Consider the following 19,833-nt stretch of genomic DNA (forward strand, 5'->3'; position numbering starts at 1 on the left):
CCCCCCCCCCCCCCCCCCCCCCCCCCCCCCCCCCCCCCCCCCCCCCCCCCCCCCCCCCCCCCCCCCCCCCCCCCCCCCCCCCCCCCCCCCCCCCCCCCCCCCCCCCCCCCCCCCCCCTTTTCAAGCACAAGACGCCATACGAGATGGTAACGCAGGTCTCGTGGGCTCGGAGATGTGTATAAGAGACAGCCTTAAAGCAAGAATTTGATCAAAGAAATGTAAAAGTTTTGGCCTTGAGTGTAGATCCGGTAGATTCTCACCTTGGTTGGATCAAGGATATTAATGAGACACAAAATACGACCGTAGATTTTCCAATTATTGCCGATCAGGATAAGACTGTAGCAAATCTATATGATATGATCCATCCAAATGCATCAGAAACCACTACGGTACGTTCATTATTTGTGATTTCTCCAGATAAAAAAGTGAAGTTGATCATTACCTATCCTGCTTCCACTGGTAGAAACTTTACCGAGGTATTGAGGGTGATAGATTCATTGCAACTGACAGCGAATTACAGTGTAGCTACACCGGCCGATTGGAAAGATGGGGAAGACGTGATTGTAGTGAATAGCATTAAGACCGAAGATATACCGGCCAAGTTTCCTAAAGGACATAAGGTAATCAAGCCCTACTTGAGAACTACACCTCAACCCAATAAATAATCAGTAAAAAATAAATATTGCTTTCATTTATAATTAATTAGTTTTACTTTAGAGAGAAGTAAATAATTAAAATACAGAATACAACATGAGTACCGGAAAAGTAAAATGGTTTAATACCGAAAAAGGCTATGGATTTATTGTTCATGATGCCAACAAAGAAATCTTTGTACATTTTAAGGATGTTGCTGGCGGCATCAATGCAATTAAAGAGAACGACGAAGTAGAATTTGAAATAGCGGAAGGTAAGAAAGGTCCTCAGGCCGTAAATGTAAAAAAGATATAAAGCCCCTAATAATAATTATTGGTTAAAATAAGAAAGGCCCCGAAATTTCGGGGCCTTTCTTATTTTTTATTTTACGCCATGCATTAATTTCTTTAGCAGAGGTGTTAATAGCATGATAAATATGCCCAGTGCAAATGGAATAAAGGTGAAGATCAGAAAAAAGGTCTGCATGGAGTACTGAGCAGTAATTTCATCGATCATCCCCCCCATTTTGCCTGCAATTTTATTGCCTATGGCAATAGCTAAATACCAAATACCAAACATAATGGCAATCATTCTTCCAGGTACCAGTTTGCTCACATATGATAAACCAACAGGTGAAATGAACAATTCACCTAAAGTATGGAAGAGATAGGCCAATATCAGCCATATCATGCTCACGGCAGCTACTTTGGCTCCCGGAGCAATACTGCTTGAACCATAAGCTAAGGCTGCAAAGCCAATGCCCAACAAAATCATTCCTATACCATTTTTTATAGTGGCAAACGGAGAATATTTACTTTCCCACAATTTAGAAACAATAGGGGCCAATGAGATGATGAAAAGCGAGTTTAGTACACCAAACCAAGTGGCTGGAACTTCTGCTTTTACATCTGCATATTGTTCTTTAAGCATATAGATAACCAATCCCCATATAATAAGGAAACCTATTGCAAGTATGATATTTCCCAAGGCAAATCTTTTAAAAGTCTTGGTGAATAGTTTGATGAGTACAAAAGAAATGATGACCAAAGGAATAACGGTGATCAAGGTATTAGCGATGTTGAACATCAGCTTTTGGTTACCTTCCAGTATCCTTGCGGTATAATCTTTGGCAAAGATGGTCATCGAACCACCTGCTTGTTCAAATGAGGCCCAAAAAAAGATGGTAATAAAAGCCAATATAATAACGGCTATCATTTTGTCCCGCAGTAGGGAGGTATATTGGCTAATCCGTTTAATCAAAATGAACACAAAGAGGATCAATGCCGCAAGAATGGCAAAGTTGCTGCCAGATAGGCTTCCTACATTAAAATTGAAGAAATTGATGCTGGTAATCTTTGAAAGGGGATCATTGATGGTCCATAAAAGTCCTACCACTGAAATGATGGCAATGATGGAAATATCAAATTTGGAGAATGGATTTCTAGTAGCTTCTTCTGGGGCTTCATTTTCGTCGACCACTTCATTTTTTTCCGGTTTGGTACCTATGTTTCCAAAAATATTTCTGGTGAAATAAAATTGTAACATACCTATAAACATGAAAACCCCTGCCAGGCCAAAGCCGTAACTCCATCCCCAATTAGGACTTTCTCCTATGTATCCACACAGTAGCATTCCCAAAAAGGCGCCAGAGTTTACACCCATATAAAAAATGGTATAGGCACCATCTTTTTTCTGCGGATGTTTTTTGTACATGTGTGATAGGATGGAGGTCATATTTGGTTTGAAGAAACCATTGCCCACTACCAAAAGACCCAAGCCTAGGTACATGAATATGGGACTAAATTCAAAGGCCATTGATAAGTGGCCTAAAGTCATTAATAAGGCACCTACAATAACTGCAGCTCTATAACCTATAATTTTGTCGGCAATATATCCTCCTAAAATGGGGGTTAAATAGGCTAGTGAAGTATAAGATCCATAAATGGCCAAGGCAGTTTCCCTGGGCCAACCCCAGCCTGGGTTTGCTCCAATTATAGAAGAGGTTAAAAAAAGCACCAATAGCGCCCTCATGCCATAGTAAGAGAAACGTTCCCACATTTCAGTGAAGAACAACACGAAAAGTCCTGCCGGATGACCTATTACCTTGTCGGTAAAAAAATCATTCGAGTTTTCTGCAGTAGTTGTTTGCATAGTTTATCAATAAGTTAGTGTTAGTTTTGTGTGTAATTTTTGGCGCAATATAGGCTAATCCCTCGATATTTTAACAAAAAAATTAGTGTTTGCCTTTTTGATATAGGGTGGTTGCCTTAATAGGCGTACTATAAAATTCGTCCATATTGGAGGGCTCATTCTTTAGTTCTACGTTCTCTCTTAGTCTTAGTTTGTTATAATTGATCACATAAGCATCGAAACTTAGATCAGAAGCATAGTATTCATAATTGCCTGCCATTTCCTCCTGGTAAGGGACCAGATGATCGAATACAATCAAGTTTACATTTTTGTCGAAAGATAAGGTCATGCTATTTTGTTTGCTGTATTCAAACACCATCCTGTTCCTAAGGGCAGTGGTTTTTGGCATTTCAAAAATATTTCTGCCAAATATGGCTTCCCCCTTGTCAATGGACAGTATTTCGATTACTTTTTTGGTGGTTTTGTCATTATTGCCTTTCCAACCTAAAAGTAGATAGTATGGTGGTTTTTCTCCCAAGGTAACGGGGATAATGTCATAATAACGAGCTCCGTACCACTTTTTGTGGTTAGTAATGGCATTGTCATCGGCAAAATTAGCCGTATCGTCATTTAATGGAATAAGCTTAAGCTGGCCATCTTTGGTGGCCAGCTGTATGGTGCCATAGAACTTATAAGTGCCGTCGTTAAATGGCAAAGTCCAGGTAATGATCTTGAAAGATTGATTTGGGGCTCTAAGTATGGAAATATTGTTCAGCAACTCGAAATTAAAATTAAAAGAATAAGGCGTTTTCAATGCAGCAATCAATCTTTTGACAAATAAGGTGTTATAGGCCAACTTCTCTACATCGTCCTTTATGGCATAGGTAGAATCGCTGATGCTGACCAGGGTATCCTGTAATTTGTTTAATATTGTGAGGTTATTAGCGCTAAGCTGGGTTTGTGCCTTAGTTGTTCCATGAAAAAAAATAACTGAAAGCAATAAGCAGGTTGCAATATAAACTCTTTTTTGCATTGAAGATCTTTAATTCGTTAACGTAGGTTTTCAATTACTATTGCGCTGGCACCACCACCACCATTACAAATTCCAGCCACACCAATTTTGCCTTTGTTTTGTTGTAGTACATTCAATAATGTAACTACAATTCTAGCTCCAGAAGCACCTAGAGGATGACCTATAGCTACTGCACCACCATTGAGATTAACTTTATTTGGGCTAAGGCCTAATTCTTTATTGTTGGCCAGGGAAACTACGGCAAAAGCTTCGTTAATTTCAAAGAAATCAACATCATTAATATTTATATTGGCTTTTTTCAAGGCCAAAGGTATCGCTTTGGAAGGAGCGGTAGTGAACCACTCGGGGGCTTGCTGGGCATCGGCATAAGCCAGAATTTTGGCTATAGGTTTTAAACCTAGTTCATTTGCTTTTGTTGCACTCATTAAGATCAATGCGGCTGCGCCATCGTTAAGCGTAGAGGCATTTGCAGCGGTTACGGTGCCCTCTTTTTTAAATACGGGTTTTAATGAAGGGATTTTATCGAACTTTACTGCAGAAGGCTCTTCGTCTTCGCTTATCCACGCTGATTCGCCCTTTTTGTTTTTGACCTCTATGGCTATAATTTCCCCTTTGAATTTACCTTCTGTTTGGGCAGCCTGAGCTCTTTTGTAGGATTCGATGGCGAATTGATCTTGTTCTTCTCTACTAATGTGGCAGGTGTCTGCACAAAGTTCGGCCGCATTTCCCATATGGTAGTCGTTATAAACGTCCCATAATCCATCTTTTATTAGTCCATCTGTGATCTGGCCATGTCCCAATCGGTAACCATTTCTTGCTTTGTCCAAGTAATATGGAACGTTGCTCATACTTTCCATTCCGCCGGCAATCACAATTTCGTTATCTCCAAGGGCAATACTCTGAGCGGCCAACATAATGGCCTTTGTGCCTGAAGCGCAAACTTTATTGACCGTGGTTGCTGGTAGGTCAGGTAGGCCGCCAAATTTAGCGGCTTGGGTGGCAGGGGCTTGTCCTAGATTTGCCGAAAGCACATTGCCCATGTAAACCTCCTGAATTTGTGCGGCTGGTATGCCGGCTTTCTCTATTACGGCCTTAATGGCAAAACCACCAAGCTGTGTCGCCGTAAATCCTGATAATGAACCTCCAAAGCTGCCAATAGGTGTTCTAACAGCAGCAACAATAACTACTTCTTTCATCTACAATGTATTTATATATATTTGGTTGGTCGCAATTTAACCATTTACCCTTATAATCGAATATAAAATTGTTGATATAACCTTAATATGGCATTGGTTATGGGGGCAGTTTCCACATGGAGTTTTATCAGATTGACTTATAGCCTAGTTTCCACGTTATAGATTATTCTTTTTCTGTAACGTTTTTTGATGAACGTTTTCTCTTCAGTTTAATGGCTTCATTCAATAAATATTCTATTTGACCATTGGTGCTTCTGAATTCGTCGGCAGCCCATTGTTCAATTTCTTTTAATAGGTTGTGGCTGATTCTTAAAACAAATGCTTTCTTTTCTTTGTCTGTTGCCATCGATTTAATGGTTTGGAAATGATATTCATTTATTAATTTTCTAGCGAGATACGCTTAAAAAGATGGTCGTGTAAATTAGAGGGTGTTCAAAACGTACCATCATTATTTTGAAAATGGTCCTCCAAAGGATTCTGCGAAGTCAATCTTTTTAACTAAAATGCTAATTGACGCACATAAGTGCGGAACAGTCGAATAATGGAAGACAATAGTTGGGAATTTTGAACAGCCCAATAAATTTATGCGGGCGTGTATTCGAATACCGTTAATTATATAATGTACCGGTATTCACTACAGGTTGTGCATTTCTATCACCACATAATACCACCAATAAATTACTTACCATCGCAGCTTTACGTTCTTCATCAAGTGTAACAATTCCCTTTTCCGACAGCTTTTCTAATGCCATTTCTACCATGCCCACCGCACCTTCTACAATGAGCTTTCGAGCTGCAATTACAGCGGTTGCCTGTTGGCGTTGAAGCATGGCACTGGCTATTTCCTGTGCATAGGCCAAATGCGAAATCCTGGCTTCAACAACTTCTATTCCTGCCCTGGAAAGACGTTCATTTAGTTCATCTTCCAAGAGAGAATTTACCTTTTCAGCACCATCTTTCAAGGTGATTTGTGCATGTTCATCTTCTAAGCTGTCGTAAGCAAAACTATTGGCTAAGTGTCTAACAGCTGCTTCGCTCTGTATATTAACATATTGGAGGTAGTCCTCTACAGAAAAACTGGCTTTTGCTGTTTCTTTCACCTGCCAAACAATAACGGCAGCAATTTCTATAGGATTGCCCATCTTATCGTTCACCTTTAGCTGTTGGCCGTTAAGATTTCTAGCCCTTAATGATAATTTCTTTTTTTCTGCTAAGGGGTTTACCCAAAAGAAACCATCTGATTTTACGGTACCTATGTATTTACCAAAGAGGACCAATACTTTAGATTCATTAGGATTCACGATGATCAATCCGGGAAGGATAAGGATGAAATCAAAAACCAATACCAATGATCCAATGAGGAAATTTCGTGTGGCTAATGCAGCTATGCCACCTAAAAGTAATAAGAGGAAAAAAGCTAAGGTAAGATAGCCAGAAGGAGGGTTGATAATTTTTTCTGTTTGCATAATGATATTATTTTGATATCAAATATAATAAAAAAATAAAACAAAATGTAAGGAACTGGTGCAAGTTGTTTTCATCTGGACATAACGATTGTAGGCTATTGCAGAAATAAATATTAATTTTGATAGTTAAAGGATTATATTTTGGCCAAGATTAAAAAGAATTCCCATAAAATACTTTACCGTAAGTATTCGTCTAATATTAAATATGTAATGATGGCGGTTTGCGTGCTGATCATTACCTTGTACCTACCTAAACAACCCCGCTTCAGATATGAATTTGAAAAAGGTAAAACTTGGTTAAACAAGGACTTGGTTTCTCCTTTTAGTTTTGCCATTCTAAAAGATAACCAACAGGTAGAGCAGGACAAGAAAAGTGCGCTAGATAATGTACTTCCCATTTATCAATACAAAGAGGATGTTTTTAAAGGGCAAAGTGAGGCTTATTTGAATGAATTTGATGTGAAATGGAAGTCGAAATCATTGGAAGATTCTGAAAAAGATGGCTATAAGCAGCGTTCTTTTAATATTTTGAAAGCCATTTATGACAAAGGTATTATCGGCCTTAATCCCAAACATCAGAAGAGTGGACAGTATTATGATTTCTCATTAGTGCGAAACAACGTGTCTGGTAAATATAGCTCGCAAGATGTATACACCATAGAAAGTGCTCTGAGGTATGTAAAGGATAATTTTAAGTCCAATAGTGAGGCGGTGAAAAACCTGGTGTTTGATCTGGTAGAGAGCCATTTGAAGCCTAATATTTTATTCGATGAAAACCTCACCAATATTGTACAGGGCAACACGCTCAAGAGCTTATCTACTACGAAAGGTATGGTGCAAAAGGGAGAAGTAATTGTAGCTAGGGGAACGGTAGTTGATGAAGAAGTCTATCAAAAATTAGTATCGTTTAGGGAAACGTATGAAACACAGACCAAAACCGTTGGAGATAAGAGGCTTGTGTTCTTAGGTCAGGTGTTTTTGGTAGGTTTTATCGTTACCCTGCTAATGGTGTTTCTCTATCTCTTTAGAAAGGATATTTTTGCGGATAATCGGCAGTTGTCATTATTGTTATTGGTAATTACCTCTATGCTATTGGTACTTACCTGGGCTATCAAGTTTAACCTGTCCAGCATATACCTTATCCCATTTTGTATCGTGCCCATTATTATCAGGATACTGTTTGATACCCGGTTGGCGCTTAACCTGCATTTATTGGTCATTTTAATTGCCGGATTTTTTGTGTCCAACAGCTTTGAGTTTGTGTTTTACCAGACCACCGCAGGTATGGTAGCCATCTATAGCATAAAGAACTTGGTGAAAAGAGAGCAGTTGTTGATTTCTGCTTCATTTATACTGGCATCTTATTTGGTCTCTTTTGTAGGCATTGCCCTTTTGCGTGAAGGATCTTTTAGTCATATAGAATGGGTCAACTTCCTACCGTTTTTATTTAGCGTATTACTTTCGTTATTGGCTTATCCATTAATTTATGCATTTGAACGAGTATTTGGTATTACTTCAGATGTAGCCTTAATAGAACTGACCAATACCAACAACAAACTGTTGAGGGAATTGGCTTTTAAGGCTCCCGGAACTTTTCAGCATTCGTTACAGGTAGCCAATTTAGCGGAGGCTGCCATATTCAAGATTGGAGGAAATGCGCTTTTGGTAAGGGCGGGAGCATTGTACCATGATATTGGCAAAATGGAAAATCCACAATATTTTATCGAAAACCAAACAGGGGTGAGTCCGCATGATAAGCTGCCTTATGAGCAGAGTGCCCAGATCATCATTAGGCATGTGCATAAAGGTATTGAGATTACCAGAAAGCATAAATTACCCGAATCGATCATTGATTTTATCCGTACCCATCATGGGAATACGAGGGTCGATTATTTCTACCAGTCTTTTCTGAAAAATTCTCCAGAAAAATTTATCGACGAGAACATTTTTCGTTATCCCGGACCTATTCCTTTTTCTAAGGAAACTGGGGTGTTAATGTTGGCAGATTCGGTAGAGGCTGCCTCGAGAAGCTTAAAAAATCCGGATGCACAACGTATCAATGACCTTGTGGAAAGGATTATTGACTATAAATTAGAACAAAATCAATTAGATAATTGCGATTTAACGCTAAAAGATTTAGAAACTATTAAACTGATATTCAAGACGATGCTGATGAGCATCTATCATGTTCGCGTAGATTATTCACAAACAACATAATTTTTTTTTGCAAACATCAATGAATTGCTATATTTGCAACCTCGAAACGCAATAACGCGCAACGACAGGAGAGGTGCCTGAGAGGCCGAAAGGAACAGTTTGCTAAACTGTCGTACTGGTAACGGTACCGCGGGTTCGAATCCCGCCCTCTCCGCAAAACAAAGGTGATACCACCATCGGGGTGTAGCGTAGCCCGGTATCGCGCCACATTTGGGATGTGGAGGTCGTAGGTTCGAATCCTGCCACCCCGACAACAAAGCCTTTCAAAGGCTGTCAGAACCCCTTAAATCGTATGGTTTAAGGGGTTTTTTCATTTATTTTACCCCAATGTATTTCAAGTTTTATCAAAGAAAATGGGACCTATTCGGTTACCCCTTTTCGTTTCCTAAGTTTGGGTCTCAGAACTGAGGTTAAAAAATTCAATTTCAGTCATTTGTATTTTCTTTGTAGGGTTTTGGTCGCTTTTGGTGGCAAATTTTTCCTTTTGGAATTATGTAGCGCTTCAAACGGCCACAAGCCCTGCCGGATCGTATGATGTTGGATTTTAAATTAGGAAGGTTATGAAAACGAAGAACAGCACGTTTGGGGTATTATTCTACCTCAAGAAACAAAAGACCACTGCTAAGGGCACCGCGCCAATATGTGCAAGGATAACGGTAAACGGCAGACGCACCGAGATTTCGGTAAAGCGTTCGATATCGGTTTCCCAATGGGATGCCAAAAAAGGCTTGGCCAAAGGTAGCCGTAAGGAAGTTGTGGAATTTAATATGTTCCTGGACCAGTTCAAAGCCAAGATCATCAATACCTACCAGCAGATGCTGGTCACGGGAGCCGATATACACGGGGAGGCCATCCGCGACAAGGTTTTGGGCAAAGCTCAATTAGGTCAAACTATCGAATCATTGATAGACTTCCATAACCAGCACCAAAAAGCGATACTGGCACAAGGCACAATGAAGAACTATTACACGACGCAAAGGTATTTGAGCCGGTTTCTAAGGGACCGATACGGAAGGTGTGATATGCGACTTTCAGAACTTGACTACAAATTCATAGTTGGTTTCGAGAATTACCTGTTGAACTCCGAGCCTAAGGACCATCAAAAACCGCTAAGGAACAACGGGGTCATGAAACACATCGAAAGGCTCCGCAAGATGGTCAGTATTGCTATCAAATTGGGTTGGATACCGAAAGATCCGTTTGGAAACTTCAAGAAGCACTTTGACAAGGTGGAACGTAAACCGCTTACTGCCGACGAGCTGGGCAGGCTTAGCAAAAGACAATTTGAAATCGAACGCCTGAAACATGTAAGGGACATGTTTCTTTTCAGCTGCTATACGGGCCTTGCCTATATTGATCTGGCACAACTCAGGCCCGATAACATCGTAATAGGCATCAACGGAGGCTTATGGCTATCGACATGCAGGGAAAAGACCGAGACGACCGTAAGTGTGCCATTGTTGCCTCAGGCAAGGGAGCTGATGGACAAATACAAGGGTGATCCCCGATCTGTAAACAAGGGAACCGTATTCCCGGTTATTTCCAATCAACGGATGAACGGCTATCTGAAAGAGATCGCGGATATATGCGGCATAAGAAAGAAACTGACCTTCCATACAGCCCGCCATACCTTCGCCACTACTATTACCTTGAGCAACGGCGTGCCGATTGAAAGCGTATCGAAAATGCTCGGCCACACCAGTATCCGAACTACACAGATTTACGCCAAGGTCGTAGAGCTGAAACTTAGTGAGGATATGCAAAATCTCGAACGGCGCATCTCCGGAGCGGGTTCTTAGCAAATAGTGCTGTCCACCAATCCAATCATCGGTCGGCAAAGCGATGCCAACGCCGGCCAAATGGGTACACGTTCTTTCCATTGCCATCCCAGGCGTTTAACTTCCGGTCAATGAAATGGATGCCCAAAATACAAGTGTCCATGGATATCGTTTTATGTAAACCAGGAAAAGATGAATGTAGACATGATTACACGGGACGACCTTGAGAGATTCAAAAGGGAGTTGTTCGAAGAGATACGCAAGTATCATTCCCATCCCCGCAAACAGGGGCAGGAAGCGCGGGACTGGCTCAAAAGTTATGAGGTGCGCAAACTGCTCGGCATATCGGCGGGAACATTACAGAACCTGCGTGTGAACGGCACGCTGCCATCCAACAAAGTAGGCGGATTGATTTATTATCGTTATGAGGACATTCGGAAGCTCATGGACGGATGATGTCCGCCTTAACGCACAAATTTCCAGTCTGTGTTGGATGATTTGGATCAGTTTGCTTCAAGCGCCCCACGCTCTTCGACTTTCGCCGGGTCATTTATCTCAGAAGATAGCGGCATCCCGATCTTTGAGCATAGCCGAAAAAATTTCCACATCGATAAAAGGGTGCTTCGTCACTGGAAAAAGTCCTTCTGAATAAGATGGCTGCCAGCCATTTTCTAATTCAGAATTTAATGGTGAGATTGGTTCAAATTAATGTTTCATCCCAAGAACCAGGCACTTCGTGTAAAATATTATTTCATCTCAGTCCAATCCATAACATTTGACCAAACAAATCTAAATTATGCAAAAAATCAAAATGCTTACAGTGGTGGCCATAATGGCCTCATTGTCGCTGCAGCTGACCAGCTGCAAATCCCAAAACAAGACACTGCCGGAAATAAAGGAGGCAGTCAGAAATGACGCATTGTTTATTCAGTACAAGGAATCGTCACAATCCTTAGTCTCGGAAACCCTCGCTGGCAAAATCAGCATGAAAGGTGCCGACAGAAGCCTGATCGCAAGCAAGATGGCCAAAATAGGAAATCTTGATGAGCTCAAAGCCTTGATGAGGGAGGCGAAGGTAGTCGGAGCGGACGAATTTGCCACACTGCTCTATACCCAAAACCGAAGTAGTAAAGCGCTGCTGGCGAAATATCCCGAGTTGAAGGGAATTCCAAAAAGTGATCTGGCGGATGTCCTCCATGTGGATATCGCACCGACAACAACTGAAATCAACAATTCCGCAAACAATCATCTATAAACCAATGAAAAAATTTCTTTTAATGCTTCTGATAGTCTGCCTCGGCGTGACTACCACTTTTGCTGATCCATGCCTTACCGAGTACAACGTACAGATTGTCAAAGCCGACAGTGACTACAGTTCAGCGATGGACTCCTGTATTCAGGCCATAGCCATCAGTTGGCTTTCCGCCGACGCGACATCAATGTTCAATATAAATTGCGCAATGGACGCTTACTGGGGATGGTATACGGCATACGACAATGCTGCCTATTTTTTAGCGGCCTGCGCGGGAGTACCTGAACGTTTTAACTAATAAGCGACTTAATGAGCACACAAACGCTAATCATCTCTACTATAATATTGGCAACAATTATTATTGCCTACCAACTATACGTGTTTAAAAGTTTTCGGAAACAAACCAAAGATGGGAGAAAACACGATTCGGGTGGCGCCTTGGGGTTGTTCTTTAAGATGTCGCCATTCAGAAGTTTTTTCTATAACCTTTTTTTAAAGGACAAAATACAGCCCGGCAAGAAAAGGTATAGAGCACCGAAGACCGATGAGACTGAAGATGAAGTGTAATAAATGAGCCCTCAACATTTGAGGGCTTTTTTCATATAAGAAATTCGTATTTAAAGTCTAGGCCACTAAAAAATAATATGTTGTCTCGGGGAGTTAAAGAATTATTAGCGTGACACGTAAATAGCCACTACTGTTCTAAATTGGCTCGCCGAATCAACAACCAGTGCAATCTGGAACGTGTAGAGACATTTATTGATTTTATTATGGCTTTCCTAATAATGACCTATATGTTGCTTTAGTATTTTACGGTCCATATTACTATCAGGCCAAATTTCAATCCTGTAGAAGTCGTTGTCCGTATCGTGTGGCAAGTCAGGCTCTTTTACACTTGCAAAATTAGACCCGTAGACCCTTAACCTATATTTACCGGGGTGTACTTTTAGAGAAAATTCAACCTCACTATTTGGACAATCCAAGATTTGCAATTCTCCGGAACTGATATTAATTCCTCCTTCGACGATATTGTCAAACAATTTGTAGTCAATGTGTTCTGGAGGCGTTTGCAAAAGTTCTATTTCTCCTTTAATGTTGCCATAGCTGTGAGTACCAATCGCGGCAAAACCATTTGCAAGAGCTAACTTTGCATCATAGGCTTCTTCAGACCAATATGAACCTGGGTCAAATTCAGATTTGTTTTCTTTGTCCACAATATAAAATTGATTGTACTGGGTTTGAAAATTGAAGCTGTGTTTCATATTTGTCTTCTTTTTATAATGACATTGGCAAAGTAAAGCTAAACCAAACAAAATTAAATATTTTCTCATATTCCTACTGGGGATAATAAAATCATTGTTATGACAAGTAATACCGTGGCAGTTGTAGCAGCAGGCTTGACTGTTTTATTCATGGTTTCAGCGCTTGGCACGGGTATTCTCCTGTAAACAGGAACTGGATCAGGCACAGCGTCAGGCTCCTTATCTCTAGGTACTGCAAGTACCAAAAAGGCATCACCAGAGTTTAGCGTTTTGTAGAGAGCCGATAAACTGCCTCCTTGAGAACTATTTTCTTTACCAGGAACGTAGGCAACATCAGCTCCAGCACCTCCCTCTGTTGTGGATGCATAAGGATATTCGTCTCTCTGTAGTCCCTCAGAATATCTTGAAGGAAAGTTTTTCAACGCATCATCTCTTCTTTCATCTGAATTTTTCTTATCTGCATCGTAATGTAGCACGTTAGGTTTCCCATTCCTAAATGAGTTTAACGTGTGTCTGTAAATGTTCGGGGTTTTAGCTTCGCGAACAAAATGAATACCTTTGATGCCTCCATTGCTTTGGATTTGTTTTTTTATAGCGCCAAATGCCAGTAGAGCATCATTACCAGTATACTTTACTCCGCCCTGAACATTTAAAATTTCTCTGCCGTCAGGATCGATAAACCTTACAGGGTTATCAACGCAGTAGTTGTATGGCGACCATCTGCGAGATTTTTCTGAAAGAGGGTCAATGCATGTCCATCTACCGATCGCGGGATCATAGTCTCGAAATCCATAGGTATACATATTAAGTCCAAGCTCATCCTGCCACTCCTTACCGTTGTATCGATAATTATAATCTAAAGGCACCTTGTCATTAATAGGATTCCCGGGCCTTAGTACAACAGCTGCCTGCACCTCTCTGAAATCCCTACGGTCGGTCGAATAGTTAGCGTGCTTCAATCCAAAAGGATAATAGTGGCTTTCTTCCAAAACTTTCGTAGTCCCATCGTCAGGGTCGCGCGCAAAATTCATCCGGATGTCACCGAGATGGTCCTTGTATTGGAAAACGTAATTAAAATTGTCCAACCCGTAAATTATGGTATTTCTGACATATCCCTCAGCATGCGGGAAAAATTCCAGGTTATTGTTTTTATATTGGAATCCGTCGAGGTAGTCAACCGTCATGGTGGCGGCTGGAGTCACTATCTTTTTGGCCACTTTAGAGCCGAGTGCATCGTAGGTATACAGAATCTTGTTGTTGTTAGAGAAATCGACTTGCGTAGGCAGATTCAGATGGTTGTAAAAGATGCGATCGATCCCTTTGTTGGCATCACGACTCATATTGCCGTTATCGTCATACTCATAGTCGTCAGTTTGGGAGTCACCCTCATCGGAGAAGCCCGATGGGTTGGCGCTGAAGTCAGTAATGTCCATAAGCTTATTCGACCCTGGCACGTATCGGTAGGCCAGATCGTCTATCTGTATCGGTAGGTTGGCGGCATCTATATCGCCGTAGCGCTGCAGGGTCAGGATATTGCCGTTCCTGTCGTAGGTAAGCGACTCGTCATAGTTGCCGTTCGGCATGGTTTCTACAACTTTTTGGTAATGAGCCGTGGTAAGCCGGTTAAGGGCATCGTAAACGTATCCATACTTCCGCCATACGGGCGATCCGCTGCCTTTCCAGTATGTTTCGCTGATGTTGCCATTGTAAAGCGGTAGCACGTCTCCGTGCAGGTTATCGGGATCCTGATAACGGAGATTAAAGCCGAACAAATCATCGTTCACGCATCTGTAACAGTCGATATCAGGATTGATGGCCGTCAACCAGCCGCGTATGTTGTAGCTGTAGTCAATTTGCTGTAGCCTATCTAATCCGGAAGCGCTATCTCCACCGACCGATTTGTTGAGCAGGGCGCCCACTTCATCGTAACGGTTGAGGGCGATGAGTTGTGGGGTGCCAGAGCCTATTTGGTGAACGTGAGTACGCAATCGGTCCTGTGCATCGTAGACGAATGTTTCCTTTATGAAGCGATCGGTCACGTTTGCTGTACGTTTATGCAGTGTCTCGCCGACCAGCGTTTTGCCGGAAAAATCGATCCCGAAATGCCTGCGCGTGAACCCGCCGAGATAATTTGCAGTGTATTCCGCCACTACGCGGGCCTGATCGTCGTATTGGCGATAGGAAATATCGGCCAGATAGTCCGTGCTGTTTTGCAGGACGCGCACCCAGCTGCCGGTGTTCAGGCTTCTTGGTTTTCTGGTTTGGTTGTAATAGATGGCTTGGCTACCATCGCTTAGCACGTTGGCGAACGAGGTCGGCCCGCCCGGGAAATCGTAATCGTCGTAGTACTGAAGCGTAAGGGGTTCCAGTCGCCATGCGGGCATGATGCTTTGGGAGTAATAGTCGAAGACCGTGGAACCCGAATTGCCCATTTTGGTTTCGCTGAGGATAGTACTGGAGTCAAAATCCATCTGCAATTCGGCACGAGTCTTGTCATTGGCGTCTCTTGAGAGCCAAGCAGTAATCAAGACGCGATCGAATTTATCGTATTTTGTTATGATCCAGCCTTCAGTGCCTTTGGAATCGTCAAAAGGAGAAAATACAGGACCCATTGCCACCGGCCTGTCGAGTTTGTCATAGACGACGAACTCCCATTGCTTGCCGGGAAGCTTTTTCTCGATGAGACGGTTTCGCCTGTCGTAAACGTATTGGTAACATAGCTCGTTCCGCTGTACCAACGACTGAGGTTCGTCCGCCGCCGGTGGAATAACGTAGGTAAGATTGCCATACTGGTCATAAACGTAATAGGTATTGTGGGCGATGCCACTCTCGAACGTCCTCCTAAGAATAACGCGCCCTTCCTTGTCCCTATATTCCTCTGTGGAGTGGTCCGGATCGTTCGTAGCGTCCCAGTTCTCGTCCCTGGTGATGGATTTGTAAAGTAAGTTTTTTCCATATTCTGCACTGCCATCGTCTAGCAGCGAGATGTCAAATCTTCGGTCGGTAGCGTTCCACTGGGCGTTGGCCGAAAAAATAAGGACATGGTCGCTACCAGCATTTGTCTGATAAGAGAACCTTATTTCGTGGTTCTGTCCCATCGCCCACGGATCACCAGGTGCCGCCTGACTTATTATCCGGTTCAGCGGGGAGCCGTCATACTCTGTCTGGCTGAAGCCGTTTTGGGTGCCTTCACGGAAATGCGCATAGAAACTCATCTGGTCAAACGGTGCCGACGTCTGGAAGTCAAGGGAATTGTCAGTACTGGGGTATGGAAGGAACTGTAGCGGTTGCCTGCCGAGTTCGTCATACTGCATATGCGTTACCATGCTCGCGCCTTCAGACGAGCCGTAGCGCGCTATTTTTTGTATGGGCCGCCCCAAACCGTCTAGATAGCCTACGGTCTGGCTCGCTTCCATCGGAGAGGGGTTTGCTATAGGAGCCTGTACGGGCTGCTTGTATATGGTTGTCTTGACGTAGTTCTGGTTGGTGCTTTGGGCGAGTGCCGCCAACGGGAAAACAAGTAGCGTAAGAAAGTGTAAGTGCTTTTTCATATTTTCTTTATTGGCGGTAGTTATAATCGTTTTCACTAAGAATGTTGTTGTCCTTATCCTTGACGTATTGCAGGCGGCAGAAATCGTCATAGGTATACGTCTTCAGGTCGCCTTTGGCATCGGTAATCGTGCTGACTCCAATTCCTGGCTTATAAGTGTAAGTGGTTACCATCGCATCGGGATGGCTTTGACGCAGTTGGGACATAAGGTTAAGGAGCGTTGCTTCGGAACCGGTCGGTAATGACGATTCCGTTTGTATACCAGTGATCACGCTATTGAGGTTGTCGTAAGCAACGCCTTCCACCTTTGCGACCGGATAATTTTTGTTGTATCCCCAGACGACAGATACGTTGATTCCGTCCTGCAGGTGATATTGTAAAATATTCCCTTTCTCGTCATAAAGGTCGACCGTAGCCCTCAGTTCCATGTTGTCAGGCGTCCCGCCCTTTAAGGAATATAGATATTTGGATTGCGTCCTGTTGGCGGTAGTCGGGTCGTTCGCGAATCCGTTCTTTGTCGTGGAAAGGATCGTGTTATTGCGCAAATTTTCCGTCTTTATAGGTATGTTGATCATATTGGCATCGGCCATAGTCTGCTCGATCATTTGTCCGAAAGGGCTGTCACTGGAGTATTTTGTGCGTGTTTCCACAGAACTGCCGTCGCTTCCAAAGGTTGACACACTCTTCGTCTGTCCTTTGTCATTAAACTGATAGTCGACCTCTGAAGTTAGCGCATTCCCGTTATAAAACTGGTCTGTCTGTGTCGATGCCAACTTTGTCCAACTGCAGTACAGCGGATAGGTAACGAATGAATACTTGTGAAAAAACATGTTTACGCCATAATGTACAACATTACTACCGCTAATATTTTCCCATTGGCTGTAGGACTGCGTGTCCAGGACAATTCCGAAAAATGTGGTATCTGGGTAAGGAAGATAGGAATACGTATTCCTTTTTTCTTCTACTATCGTTGAATTTTTGTCATATGTCCTTTCCTTAGAAAGAAGGCCATTTAAACGGTTTGGCGAGTTCGGGAACCCTGTCCGGCCCGCGTTTGGTTCATTGATATAAAAGTATTGCCTCTTGCCGCCGGTGTTTTGGGTATCGACGTAACGCTCCTCCACCATGTCGTATCCTACTGGGTTGCCCGAGTCGTGTCCGAAATTCTCGGTGGATAGCTCTACCCGCTTCGCAAAAACCGTCGTCCAATTGTAGGCATACCCGTCCCAAGTGTAGTTGACGTTATACTTGCAAGGGGTAACTTTTAAAGGGGTAAATTGGTTTAAAAGCTTGCCTCCGCTGTAAGAATATGTCCGGTAGGATGCCAAAGCATTGTCTTCCGAATAATTCTTTATCTCCTTTATCCGGAAACCGCATTGCGAACTGATGTGTGGAATCGAAAGCTTGTTATAGAAACGGGCCGAAGCCTTTACGCCTACGGGAGCCAGGTTGGGCAGGCTCGGATAGGAAGAAGGGGAGTTCGGCAATGGCGGACAGCTTACCACTAGTTTATAAGTCGCGCCTGGTTCGTAGTAAATATGGAAATTTTCGGAAATGTTAGTCCCGCTGCTGTTCTGAAACTGTACGACTGAAGTGTTGTTGTAGGCAGGATTCCAGGTTTTTAAGGTATCGACAACGCCCAATGCATTTTTTTTCTCTATTTGTACGTAAGCTTGGTTATACATATTGCCGGTAACGGTCGTGTTCAAATTTCCAGCTATCTGTGGAGAACCGTGATTGAAATTGATCAGCATAGCCATTTCCGTGTCTTCAGAAATATCCAAATCCTGCGTGCAACCATTTGCCGACGGATAATAAGGTCCGACACTGCAGGATGGACTTTTGTACATCGCGGTAAGCTGCTGATTGGTCGGTATGAATTGGTTTTCGAAAGTATGGGGCTCAAAATAGTATTCCGTATAGCCTCCGGTTGGATATTTTACCTTTTTTAGCATATAGGCCTTCGCAAATGAATTGTCGGTATACCTGTTTGCTTTGTACAATGGATGATAGTCAAATGCCGGGGTTCCGTCAAAATCGGTGATTTGGTGCCGGTAATCGAAAAAATCCAAGTCGGGGATCAGTGTCGAATTGGGCTGGCCGTTGTAATACCCCCAAAAATCCTGACTGTAAGAATTTTTCGCAGGCAGGTTAACTGTTTCATCGTAATCGAAGACATATGCGGGTTTCGACAGGTTTGCCGTCTGTGTGATTTCGTCATAACCTATTTCCTTGACACTTTGCAACTTCAGTCTTTTGCTCTGATAGGTAGAATTCGGATTGAAGTACCCATAATCAAATTGGTAAGCTTTCAATAGCTTGCCGGTGACCGTTGAACGTATCTCGATCCTGTCGAGTTTACTGATGGTGTTCGTCGAATTTTGCAGGAAATCCTGTCTTGGTGAGGTTATAAAGGATATGGTTACTTCCGAGTTAACGATCTGCGAGAGTCTCTTCTTTACTCCGGTGGTGATGTTTACGCCATTTGCATAAGGTGGCGTAGCACTTTCGTAAGCGTTGAAGACAATATTGGCATTGTTATAAAAGCTTGAATACTGCTCATCTTCATAGCTGAAGGCAATGTTGTGTCCTGAATCGGGAAACTGTACGCTCGTTACTTTGAATGTTTTTCCCGACACTTCCAATCCGCCGCCGGCATTCGAATACTCTAAATTGCCAAAGTTATAGGTTATCCCGTTAGGGGTAACTGCCTGTATGGTGTTGCTATAGGGAACGTGTACGAACTTTACTTCATCGCTTTTATCCAATAGCGTCAATTTATTGTTTTCCGTGTTTATGAAGTAAGAACCCGAAACACCGGGCAGGTTGTAATGATAGATGTCGGGCTGGCCTCTGCCAGCCAGCAAATTCGCGAGGATCACATAGGCGTCACTTGTTGGCCCACAGGGAAATTGTTCGAAACCCGGAACAAAGGAATTCATGCAATAGCCAGTTTGGGGGGTGGAGGAATAATTGATTCCCTGCAAGTGCGCCTTAAATAATGCGTACTCTGCGGCTGAACCTCCTAAAGTGTTAGAATAATTGTAGTTGTCATAAGTGTCACTTTTTCCCCTAATTTCCTGTTGGATGCTAGGTTCGGGATCGAGCGACCATCCCAAACCGACCCAGGTGGCCTCGTCGGTCACTTTGATGCCCGAAGGCTGGTACCGCAACACGATAGGCAAATCGACACCTTTGCCCTTAATGGTGTATAGCGGAATCGATATGTCTGGGCTTCCCGTATAATAACTGACCGGAATCTCTCCGAAGCGTCCCAAAAGTGCGGCTTCGGGTGAGCTTGGTATCGCGTTGATTT

General features: G+C 42.8%; 16 protein-coding genes, 2 tRNA genes and 1 pseudogene. 11 read left to right on the forward strand and 8 right to left on the reverse strand.

Features of this window, described 5'->3' with window-relative positions:
- The 3 genes and pseudogenes from JHD79_RS03215 to JHD79_RS03225 all read left to right on the forward strand — a co-directional run.
- Positions 1 to 208 (forward strand): hypothetical protein (locus JHD79_RS03215; protein ID WP_199117760.1); only part of this gene is annotated, 208 nt, incomplete at its 5' end.
- Positions 192 to 665: pseudogene (locus tag JHD79_RS03220) on the forward strand (redoxin domain-containing protein); the annotation flags it as partial. The gene JHD79_RS03215 and the pseudogene JHD79_RS03220, both read left to right, overlap by 17 nt.
- A gap of 85 nt (positions 666 to 750) precedes the next feature.
- The gene (locus JHD79_RS03225; protein ID WP_199117761.1) at positions 751 to 948 is read left to right on the forward strand and encodes a cold-shock protein; all 198 of its coding nucleotides are present in this window, start codon (positions 751 to 753) and stop codon (positions 946 to 948) included.
- Between the two features lie 66 nt (positions 949 to 1,014).
- On the opposite strand, the gene JHD79_RS03230 is transcribed toward JHD79_RS03225, so the two are convergent.
- The 5 genes from JHD79_RS03230 to JHD79_RS03250 all read right to left on the reverse strand — a co-directional run bounded on the left by JHD79_RS03230 (position 1,015) and on the right by JHD79_RS03250 (position 6,458).
- Complete coding sequence (locus JHD79_RS03230) at positions 1,015 to 2,784, reverse strand: peptide MFS transporter (RefSeq protein ID WP_199117762.1); 1,770 nt, start codon at positions 2,782 to 2,784, stop codon at positions 1,015 to 1,017.
- Between the two features lie 82 nt (positions 2,785 to 2,866).
- A complete protein-coding gene (locus JHD79_RS03235) occupies positions 2,867 to 3,796 on the reverse strand; it encodes a hypothetical protein (protein ID WP_233164542.1) in 930 nt (309 codons plus the stop codon).
- 17 nt (positions 3,797 to 3,813) lie between these two features.
- On the reverse strand, positions 3,814 to 4,992 hold the full coding sequence (locus JHD79_RS03240) for an acetyl-CoA C-acyltransferase (RefSeq protein ID WP_199117763.1): 1,179 nt from the start codon (positions 4,990 to 4,992) through the stop codon (positions 3,814 to 3,816).
- Between the two features lie 163 nt (positions 4,993 to 5,155).
- Complete coding sequence (locus tag JHD79_RS03245; RefSeq protein ID WP_199117764.1) at positions 5,156 to 5,338, reverse strand: Arc family DNA binding domain-containing protein; 183 nt, start codon at positions 5,336 to 5,338, stop codon at positions 5,156 to 5,158.
- Between the two features lie 262 nt (positions 5,339 to 5,600).
- Entirely contained in the window at positions 5,601 to 6,458 is an 858-nt protein-coding gene (locus JHD79_RS03250; protein WP_199117765.1) for an SPFH domain-containing protein, read from the reverse strand.
- Between the two features lie 141 nt (positions 6,459 to 6,599).
- Between JHD79_RS03250 and JHD79_RS03255 the strand changes: the two genes are divergently transcribed.
- The 8 genes from JHD79_RS03255 (at position 6,600) to JHD79_RS03290 (ending at position 12,272) form a co-directional block, all read left to right on the forward strand.
- Positions 6,600 to 8,675, forward strand: coding sequence for an HD family phosphohydrolase (locus JHD79_RS03255; protein ID WP_370583301.1), 2,076 nt, complete (start codon positions 6,600 to 6,602; stop codon positions 8,673 to 8,675).
- A gap of 67 nt (positions 8,676 to 8,742) precedes the next feature.
- Positions 8,743 to 8,829, forward strand: a tRNA-Ser gene (locus tag JHD79_RS03260).
- 23 nt (positions 8,830 to 8,852) lie between these two features.
- Positions 8,853 to 8,926: transfer RNA gene (locus JHD79_RS03265), tRNA-Pro, on the forward strand.
- A 309-nt stretch (positions 8,927 to 9,235) separates the two neighbouring features.
- Positions 9,236 to 10,474: a site-specific integrase gene (locus tag JHD79_RS03270; protein ID WP_199117766.1), complete on the forward strand. Its 1,239-nt coding sequence runs from the start codon at positions 9,236 to 9,238 to the stop codon at positions 10,472 to 10,474.
- Positions 10,475 to 10,645: 171 nt separating this feature from the next.
- Positions 10,646 to 10,909 (forward strand): helix-turn-helix domain-containing protein, encoded by a 264-nt coding sequence (locus JHD79_RS03275; RefSeq protein ID WP_199117767.1) that lies wholly within the window; start codon positions 10,646 to 10,648, stop codon positions 10,907 to 10,909.
- Positions 10,910 to 11,249: 340 nt separating this feature from the next.
- Positions 11,250 to 11,708 carry a hypothetical protein gene (locus JHD79_RS03280; protein ID WP_199117768.1) on the forward strand — a complete coding sequence of 153 codons (459 nt, stop codon included), beginning with the start codon at positions 11,250 to 11,252 and terminating at the stop codon, positions 11,706 to 11,708.
- Between the two features lie 4 nt (positions 11,709 to 11,712).
- Positions 11,713 to 12,003, forward strand: coding sequence for a hypothetical protein (locus JHD79_RS03285; protein WP_199117769.1), 291 nt, complete (start codon positions 11,713 to 11,715; stop codon positions 12,001 to 12,003).
- An 11-nt stretch (positions 12,004 to 12,014) separates the two neighbouring features.
- Entirely contained in the window at positions 12,015 to 12,272 is a 258-nt protein-coding gene (locus JHD79_RS03290; RefSeq protein ID WP_199117770.1) for a hypothetical protein, read from the forward strand.
- 212 nt (positions 12,273 to 12,484) lie between these two features.
- Here JHD79_RS03290 and JHD79_RS03295 read toward each other — a convergent pair whose 3' ends face one another.
- The 3 genes from JHD79_RS03295 to JHD79_RS03305 are packed head-to-tail and all read right to left on the reverse strand — an operon-like array spanning position 12,485 to position 19,693.
- Positions 12,485 to 13,036, reverse strand: a complete 552-nt coding sequence (locus tag JHD79_RS03295; RefSeq protein WP_199117771.1) for a hypothetical protein — start codon at positions 13,034 to 13,036, stop codon at positions 12,485 to 12,487.
- Positions 13,033 to 16,518 carry a DUF6443 domain-containing protein gene (locus tag JHD79_RS03300; RefSeq protein WP_233164543.1) on the reverse strand — a complete coding sequence of 1,162 codons (3,486 nt, stop codon included), beginning with the start codon at positions 16,516 to 16,518 and terminating at the stop codon, positions 13,033 to 13,035. The genes JHD79_RS03295 and JHD79_RS03300 overlap by 4 nt, the downstream gene beginning before the upstream one ends.
- Positions 16,519 to 16,525: 7 nt before the next feature.
- Entirely contained in the window at positions 16,526 to 19,693 is a 3,168-nt protein-coding gene (locus JHD79_RS03305) for a hypothetical protein (RefSeq protein WP_199117773.1), read from the reverse strand.
- Positions 19,694 to 19,833: the final 140 nt, after the last annotated feature.

The sequence above is a fragment of the Pedobacter sp. ASV28 genome (assembly GCF_016428855.1).
In the GTDB taxonomy this organism is placed as follows: Bacteria; Bacteroidota; Bacteroidia; order Sphingobacteriales; family Sphingobacteriaceae; genus Pedobacter.